The organism is Desulfobacter hydrogenophilus (assembly GCF_004319545.1).
Taxonomy (GTDB): Bacteria; Desulfobacterota; Desulfobacteria; order Desulfobacterales; family Desulfobacteraceae; genus Desulfobacter; species Desulfobacter hydrogenophilus.
Genome location: NZ_CP036315.1, coordinates 1 through 6,889 on the forward strand (window position 1 = coordinate 1; position 6,889 = coordinate 6,889).

A 6,889-nucleotide genomic window follows, 5' to 3' on the forward strand; every position below is an offset into this window, starting at 1 on the left:
ACGGGTGTTTTCAAACATGATTGCGCCTAAAACCTCTCAGGATTGCGCCTAAAACCTCTCAGGATTGCGCCTAAAACCTCTCAGGATTGCGCCTAAAACCTCTCAGGATTATTACGCCCTGTTATTGACACAGGGCGTAATAATAAAGTATAGACAATAAAAAAGCCCGGAAAGCGTTGGCACACGCCTAATCCGGGCAAACCACTAGACACTGAATCGGAGTGTAAAATGGATAAATCAATTATAATGAACAGAAACCAAATAGTCAAAAAATCAAACGCTCTTTGTAGAGCAAGACATACTACTGATTCCATCTGGATCGGGCGCTTGGCGGCCATTGTAGCTGCTCAAGTCCGGAAAGACGATAAAGAATTCCAAATATACAAAATACCTGTCCAACAAATGCTGGCCGCGGCTGGAATCAGCAGGACAGGGAGTATTTATAGAGACTTATTACCGATTGCAGAAAAAGCCATGCAGAAGACCATTAGAATCGAAGAAGAAGGAGAATGGGTCTTATATACTCTATTTTCAAAATGTCGTTATAAGCGTGGGGATGGTTTTGTAACTGTACGCTTTGATCCAGATCTAAAACTCCATTTTCTCAATCTGGGAGAAAAAGTTAATTTTACAGAGTATGCTCTCATTGAGTATATGTCCTTGCAATCAACGTATTCACAGCATCTTTTTGAATATTTGATGTCTTGGAATGACAGACCCATAGTTGAAATTGAACTCGCTGAATTACACGAAAAATTAGCTACGCCGCCAGGAAGTAGGGTAAGAAAAAATTTTTACGACTTTGAACGCAAAATTTTGGCTCTGGCTCATAAAGAAATCCAAAAAATTACAAGTCTCAGGTTTGAATACGAGATATTGAACAACAAGGGCCAGATCCGCAAAAAAGGCCAAGCTGCCAAAATTATTCGTTTCGTTTTTTCCAAAGGCAAAGTTGCAAAAATTGCAAAAAGACAGAAACAAGCAGACCAAAAAAAGCAGTCAGCCAAAAACAATACCCTCTTTCTGTCGGCGGTTCAGTGCGCCCAGGCGCACAAAGACCAGGGCGGCTGCGGTAAACTCCGAGGAACTCAAGAGTGCTGCAAAGCGTGTATGGAGTCGAAAAAAACCGTGGAAACTGAACTTGACCTATTCAACCAGAAAAAAAATTAGGTGGCAGGCCCTGGCCGGTGTTGCTGCACAGACCAGGGCCGTTACATTCCCGCACTCATTCCACGCCGTTGTCGCTGAGATTCAAGCGGTTTCTGCGCTTTTTCTGGATCATCCCACCGTTGATTTATAACCCGTTCAGGCGTTTTTTTTAAAACGTCGTTCCAGTCCTGCCCCTTGCGCTGCGGCAAGTTCTCCTCAAATTTTGCGCCGGCCTTTTGACAAATGCGCTCTAAATCGCTGCTGTACCGCTTCCCCGCTTCATCGTTATCAAACGCCCCGATAATAGCTTTACCCCGGTTACGCTCGACCAGGGCGGCAAGTTGCTCATCCTGGGCGTGTGACATCTGCCCGGCAAGGCTCACATAAACCGCCTTGTTGTGTGGGTGTAATTGTGCATGGGAGAGCGCATCAATACCGCTTTCACAAATGACTATTTTTTCAAAGTCGCCTGGGGCCTTGGAAAACCACAAGCCCTTCTCCCCGGCCTTGGAGAAGCCCGTAAAATCGGTGTTCTTTTTTTCCAGGCCGGAAAACCCCTGCTCGTTGTGGTGGGGAAAACAAACATTTTGCCGGTCGTCACCGACAACAGCACCCAAAAACCGCAAATCCATCAAAACCCTTTGGTCAATACCCCGGTTGGCAAGGTATTTGACGTTTTTAAGGATCCGAATTTTGGCTTTCTCTTGGGCCAATTCTTGGGCCTGGGTTTCCTTGGTGGGCTTCGGCCTGGGCGGTGTGATCTGGACTGTAGGCCGGGGGGATCCTAGATAGCTCCGCAACTCCTTGCGGACATGCCCAAGGTTTTTGCCGGTCTGGTATTGGCAAAAATCAATTACAGAGCCGTTTTTGCCGTTCCTGAAGTCATGGTACATCTGATCCCCTCCGGACCCCATAAACACGCCAATTTTGCCCCCTGATTCGGTTCTCATGACTCGCATTTGTCGCCCGGATTTTTTCTTGTCCAGGGCAAAGCCATATGTGCTGGCAAATTCAGCCAAATTGATTTCCCGCTTGAAACGGGATAATTCGTCCGTCATGAGTTCTCGGGTCCTGTCCCTAACAGCTCCTGGGCTATACCGTTGTAGGCTTCGGTTAATTTTTCCACTTGCTTGGTCAAGCTGCTGACTTGTTTCTGCAAGCTTTCGATAATTTCGGCTTGCTGTTTCTGCGATTCGATTACGGTATTGATTAGACTCTGTTCCAACTCTGTCAGTGCCATTGATTATTTCCTTATGATTTTCAGGGCTTCTCTTTTTCCTAACGTGGCCCCGGTCTCTATCGTGTCCCCCTCTGGCATCACGATATAAAACTTGCCATCCTGCTTCTTTAACTCTATTCCCAATGTTTTCATGGCGTTTAACGTCTCCTGGGCGGTCTTGATCTGCGACTCGACCAGGGCTTTTTCTTCCATGGAACTGGTCACGCTCGACGACAGGTATTGCATCAGTCCCCAGCTCCCGGCGAAGATGCCCAGAAAGAGTCCCAGACCGACCACCAGGGGCTTGATCCATGCCCTGGTCAAGACTATTTTTAACTTGAGATATTCCCGGTTCAGCCGGTCGGTTTCTGACTCTAAATTTATCCTGATTGAACTCAACTCGTCGTTGATAGAGCCTTTCAAATTCTCGCTTAGCTCGCTCAAATGCTCTTTGATTAGGCCTTCGGTCTGCTCCCGGTCGTCCTCCATCTTGGCTCTGAGCCTGTCTTTCAAACTCGCCACGTTGGAAATTGTCATTGAAAAGGACTCCTTTCATCCTGAATTTTTCCCCGGTTTCAGGGTCTTTGACGGTGATATAATTCTTTCCTGCCCTGGGCGTTTCAAGCCCGGCCTCATGCAGGGCCGTTAAAACGTCCTGGCGATTTTCAATTTCTCCGGTATCAATTTTGTGGGCCAAATATTCCGTGACCAGTTGCCGGGGATCAGACTCAACCTGCATCCCGGCCTTGAGTTTTACAGCATCCACATATGCCCGGAATCCGGGCTGAACCATCCGGGCCCGGTCGGGGTCGTCCGGCCTGGCCCACCCGTTGGCATGGTTGTGCATGTCCCGGACGGTATCAAAATATTTTTGCCAGCCTGGGGGAGCCGGGTTCATGCTCTTACCGGAGACCAGATCAACCCGGGCCGTGAGCGTGTGAATGTGGATTCCCTTGTCTTTTTCGTGGTGAAGCACGGCTGAAAAGGCGTATTGATCAGGTTCAAGCCCGGCAAACGCCATTTTTTTATAGTCCCCAAGCACGGCCTTGATCTGCTCCGGTGTCGGCTTGTCCTCTGGTGACCAGGAGATCACGCCGGAACGGTACTTGTGCTTGAAAGTGAGCGCATCAGCCACGGCAGCCACTTGGTGGGGATCACCTTCCAGGACCTGTATCACTTCCCGGTCGTGGCCCTGGCTGTCCTGCGCCTGGGTCAAATAATCGGCTGCACCCTTTGCCGATCCTGTGCCGTGTTTTAGAAATTTTATGTGCATTTTCTTTTGGGCAAAATGGAAAAAAAATTGATCATGTCATGGCCTTTTTTAGCTCGTGTTCAATGGCGGCCAAGTGCTGGATAACCTGGACAGCATCAGCACCGGACTTGTGAGTGTTGCACCACCGGGCAATCTGATTCAGGTTGTTCCCGATCCTGGCCAGATGCAAAATTTTTTCCTTTTGGATTTTTCGATCCTTTACTTTGAAAGGCCGTACCCGATGAATCGCTTTGGTGATTAACTCGGTCATGGTTTGGCCGGAATCATCGGCTATTTTTTTCAAGGCGGTTTTTTCTTCTTCAGAAATTCTGATTTGCAAGAATTTGGGTTTTGAAATTGCCATGCGATTTCCTCCAAAAAGGGCGTAGCCCTTGGGGGGTTCAAAGGGGGGGCACCCCCCTGCCAGCCTTCGCCGGAACGTAGTGACAAGAGTCGGCTGGCTTAAAAACAATATTGATACTATATATCATGATTTGACACGGTGTCAACACCCCGATACCTTGCAAAGGGCAGTGGGGAAAATTAGCCTAATTCCGACGAGTATTAATCAAAAGGTTATCCAGATTTCGAACGCAGACTATCAGCATAACAGGCCAAAGCCAGTTCAATGATCTGCCCAAACGAGGATGGTTTCCCGGCCTGTATACTGGCATCACGAAGACGGTTTAGTTCATTATAAGCGTTGGCACTGACAATTGCCGATATCTGCTTTTTACCGTCTTTTTTAACCCGATTAAGGTAGCGCTTAACGCGCTCCCGGTTCCCTGCCTCGAGCCTGGCAAGCTTTTCAAGTTTTGTCTTTATTTCAGTCATAACTTTCTAACCATTTATATTAACGTTTATTTTTACATTAATATAAATGGTTGGAGTTTTCAAGAAAGTTATGTTCTTTTTCCCTCCATTATGCCCCGATTCGGTTGGTTCATCTGATCGGACCAAGGTACTGGACGAAGTCAGCACCACGATTCACGACGGCGGAGCCTCCGTGAATACTTTAAATAACAGGTAAAATTGTGCCATTCTTCCTTTATAATGTATTTTATAATAATCTATTAACACTATATGGTTATTTAAAGGCAACAATAAGTGATTTTTTATTGACTTTTAATAATCTTTTTGTTAAAACTTAATGTCAATATAAGACATAGGGGGGTAATTATGGCATTTGAAAAGTTTACTAAAACAGGTACGAGACCAGGTGTACCAAAAATATCGATATGGACAAGAGGCCAGATCGGTTTTAACAATACGGCAATGTTAAAACATAAAGTTAGTGATTTTAAATATAGTATTCTATTTTTTGATAAAGATAGAAATAGGATTGGAATAGAGTTGACTAATGATGGTAAGCAAGATGGAGTTTGTAAATTAATACATAGGAAAGGCGGGGGAGTATCGTTTTCTGCCAGGGCTTTTTTAAATACATATAAAATAGATTATAGTGAAACAAAACAATATAATTTTGAATATGATGAAGAAAATAAAATGTTTATCGTTGATCTAAATTAAAGGAATGGATAAAGATATTTCATATATACTAAACCCTGATGGATTCGCAAAAAGTCAGAATTTTGGCATTTTTTCGATCATAATCAACATTACATTAAATAGAAAAAGAGCATTGGGGAATGCTCCTTTTTTATATTCTGCAGCACCAATATTAGAGGTGGGGACCAAAAATATTGGAAATAGCCGATCAGCAATGGGGCTGATGGCGGCTTGCTGCCCAAAATGTAACTTGTGGTTACGTTGCTGTCCATAAGTTGCATTCTGAGGCCAACTTGTCAAGAAAATTTCCCGACGACAAGGAGCTTTCATTATGCTGAAAAGTAATGAATCTCGTAAGCCCAAATATTATATTTTTAGGGCTTGGAGAATGCATAATGGCCAGAAGCTTTGGGCTAAAGATTACGGCCTTAAAGCTTGGCGTATCCCGATTTATTAAAATCGGGGCTTTATGCACACCCGTTTAGGAAACCGGGTTTCCCTCCGCCTGGGAACAGAAGGAGGGATTTTTATTTATCAAGGCTTACAAATTCCACAAGGACCCAACTAAAGCATAGTTGCGTTTTCACGCAATAAGACTTCCGCTTCCAATTTGGGGTTTTTGGCACAACGCCCCGAAAAGGAGTATTCCAAGTTTCATGAAGATTAATGGCGTGTATTGGCAATGTGTTGCGGTCTGTCTCTCATCAGTTAGATAAAATATAACAAATCAGATCAATCAGCTTCGGCAAAAGTGAGAACAGGGAGAGTTGATCAAAACACCCATGAGGGACTAAAATGACGGGATTTTGCACGAATCCTCCCCAGACCCCAAGAACCCCAATCAGGATAGTTTAGGCCTCTGATCCGGGTCCAAATTTTCGTATTTACCCCACGCTTCCAGAAGCAAAAACTCAACAGCCTGGGATTGATTTTTAGCAGACAAAACCACCTCAAGATTTTTGAGGGCTTCGGTTGCTTCCTGGGAAATGGACACGGACACTTTCTTTTTCGGTACTAATCCGTCCGGCTTTCTCCCGGCCCCTGGGCGAAAGCCACCCCTACTCACAATCCACCCACAACTTTTACAAAAAGATTTCTGGCAGCATCTTCGCCAAGGTCTTGAGCTATTTTTTCAAAAACAGCTTCGACCATTAATTCATGCCTGTTTTCAACATGGTCAGTACATGCGTATGTTATCCTCACCGCTAAGCCAAGTTCAAGGTCGCCCTCGGCCTGGGCATACGGTGTTTCGTGGGCTTCTTTTACCGTGTTTTCGATTCGTTTCATCTTTTAATACTCCATGTTATTAAGAAAGCCATCCTTTCATTGATTTAGTATACTAAATCAATGAAAGGATGGCAATAGAAAAAGTATACCGAATCAAAAATCTTATAACTGTTTTTCCCTAAATGTGCAATTAACCCTTTAGGTAAGGGGTTTGGGCAGTGGGGGAATCAGAATTTCTCGACGATAACCGATCCGGACTACAATTTATTCTATCTTGGCCGACTGGTCCAGCCGATTACTTTTTTTCCATTTTGCCCAAAAAAAACGGTCCTTAAACCAAAAAATTCCATAGTAGCAAGGCTGTTACCAATTCTGAGAATAAAAAGGCGCTGCGTGAGCAGCATCATTTGTCGATGGATTCAACCACCTATCCCGATAAAAAAATTGTGCTTTTATATACGCGCACTCGCATGAGTGCGCTTTTTTTCTCTTTTCTCTTTTCTCTTTTCTCCCCCCCCTGAAAGCCCCTATTG

8 protein-coding genes are annotated in these 6,889 nt (G+C 44.8%); 2 read left to right on the forward strand and 6 right to left on the reverse strand.

The annotated features are described in order from the left end of the window. Positions 1-228 precede the first annotated feature (228 nt). Positions 229-1,170 carry a replication initiation protein gene (locus EYB58_RS22980; RefSeq protein ID WP_111960739.1) on the forward strand — a complete coding sequence of 314 codons (942 nt, stop codon included), beginning with the start codon at positions 229-231 and terminating at the stop codon, positions 1,168-1,170. A gap of 41 nt (positions 1,171-1,211) precedes the next feature. On the opposite strand, the gene EYB58_RS22985 is transcribed toward EYB58_RS22980, so the two are convergent. The 3 genes from EYB58_RS22985 to EYB58_RS22995 all read right to left on the reverse strand — a co-directional run bounded on the left by EYB58_RS22985 (position 1,212) and on the right by EYB58_RS22995 (position 4,454). Next, on the reverse strand, positions 1,212-3,641 hold the full coding sequence (locus tag EYB58_RS22985) for a toprim domain-containing protein (protein WP_111960741.1): 2,430 nt from the start codon (positions 3,639-3,641) through the stop codon (positions 1,212-1,214). 31 nt (positions 3,642-3,672) lie between these two features. After that, entirely contained in the window at positions 3,673-3,984 is a 312-nt protein-coding gene (locus EYB58_RS22990) for a MobC family plasmid mobilization relaxosome protein (protein ID WP_111960743.1), read from the reverse strand. Positions 3,985-4,196: 212 nt separating this feature from the next. After that, a complete protein-coding gene (locus EYB58_RS22995; protein WP_111960745.1) occupies positions 4,197-4,454 on the reverse strand; it encodes a hypothetical protein in 258 nt (85 codons plus the stop codon). Positions 4,455-4,799: 345 nt separating this feature from the next. On the opposite strand from EYB58_RS22995, the gene EYB58_RS23000 reads away from it, so the two are divergent. After that, a complete protein-coding gene (locus tag EYB58_RS23000; RefSeq protein WP_111960733.1) occupies positions 4,800-5,150 on the forward strand; it encodes a hypothetical protein in 351 nt (116 codons plus the stop codon). Positions 5,151-5,204: 54 nt separating this feature from the next. Here EYB58_RS23000 and EYB58_RS23005 read toward each other — a convergent pair whose 3' ends face one another. The 3 genes from EYB58_RS23005 to EYB58_RS23015 all read right to left on the reverse strand — a co-directional run bounded on the left by EYB58_RS23005 (position 5,205) and on the right by EYB58_RS23015 (position 6,416). Next, positions 5,205-5,429 (reverse strand): hypothetical protein, encoded by a 225-nt coding sequence (locus EYB58_RS23005; RefSeq protein WP_131072149.1) that lies wholly within the window; start codon positions 5,427-5,429, stop codon positions 5,205-5,207. A 541-nt stretch (positions 5,430-5,970) separates the two neighbouring features. Further along, positions 5,971-6,195: a hypothetical protein gene (locus tag EYB58_RS23010; protein WP_131072150.1), complete on the reverse strand. Its 225-nt coding sequence runs from the start codon at positions 6,193-6,195 to the stop codon at positions 5,971-5,973. Continuing rightward, a complete protein-coding gene (locus tag EYB58_RS23015) occupies positions 6,192-6,416 on the reverse strand; it encodes a hypothetical protein (RefSeq protein ID WP_111960737.1) in 225 nt (74 codons plus the stop codon). The genes EYB58_RS23010 and EYB58_RS23015 overlap by 4 nt, the downstream gene beginning before the upstream one ends. Positions 6,417-6,889 lie beyond the last annotated feature (473 nt).